At 69.5% G+C, this 1113-nt stretch carries 1 protein-coding gene; it reads left to right on the top strand.

The window, feature by feature from the left end; genetic code table 11:
• Window positions 1–125: 125 nt before the first annotated feature.
• Window positions 126–1113: IS481 family transposase (locus EIY87_RS18915; protein ID WP_125309981.1), on the top strand; the 988-nt coding region annotated here is incomplete at its 3' end.

The following is a 1113-nucleotide window of genomic DNA, read 5'->3' as shown; positions in this document are numbered from 1 at the left end:
TGTGATGTCCGGGGACGTTGTCCCGAGTTGAGGTGACCGGTGACGGCCTGTCGTGCAGACAGGTGAAGGCCTCCGGATGTGAAGTGGAGCTGTCTAGGAACCACATCACGCCGCCGGAGGCCTTCATGTCCCACCCTAACGCCACCCTCACCCCACGCACCCGGCTGCGGCTGGCCCGCCTGATCGTCGAGCAAGGCTGGACCCACACCGAAGCGGCGAAGATGTTCATGGTCGCCGCAAAGACCGCTGCGAAGTGGGCCAAGCGCTACCGCGCCGAGGGTGAGGCCGGGATGGCTGATCGCAGCAGCCGGCCCCGCCGCAGCCCGGCCCGCACACCCGGGCCGGTGGTGCGGGCGATTGTGCGGCTGCGGTGGCGGCACCGGCTGGGCCCGGTCCAGATCGGCGGCCGGCTCGGCCTGCCGGCCTCCACCGTGCACGCGGTGCTGGTGCGGTGCCGGATCAACCGCCTGTCCCGCATCGACCGGGTCACCGGCGAACCCCTGCGCCGCTACGAACACGACCATCCCGGTTCGCTGATCCATGTCGATGTCACCAAGTTCGGCAACATCCCCGACGGCGGCGGACACCGCTATGTCGGCCGGCAGCAAGGCGAGCGCAACAAACGAGCCACCCCGGGGCTGCCCCGCGGCGCGGACTACAAGCCCCGCACCGGCACCGCCTTCGTGCACACCGTCATCGACGACCACTCCCGCGTCGCCTACGCCGAAATCCACACCGACGAAACCGCGGTGACTGCCACCGCGGTCCTGCGCCGGGCCGTGGCCTGGTTCGCCGACCTCGGCGTCACCGTCGAACGCGTCCTGTCCGACAACGGCTCGGCCTACCGCTCGCACGCCTGGCGCGACACCTGTACCAACCTCGGGGTCACCCCGAAACGGACCCGGCCCTACCGGCCACAGACCAACGGCAAGATCGAACGGTTCCACCGGACTCTGGCCGACGGGTGGGCCTACGCCTGCTTCTATCCGACGGAGACACTGCGGCGGGCGGCGCTACCGGGCTGGCTGCACTTCTACAATCACCATCGACCCCACAGTGCAACCGGCGGCAAACCGCCGGTCACCCGACTGACCAACCTGCCTGGACATCACA

Source organism: Amycolatopsis eburnea (assembly GCF_003937945.1).
GTDB lineage: Bacteria > Actinomycetota > Actinomycetes > Mycobacteriales > Pseudonocardiaceae > Amycolatopsis > Amycolatopsis eburnea.
This window is presented reverse-complemented; position numbering and strand designations above follow the sequence as displayed.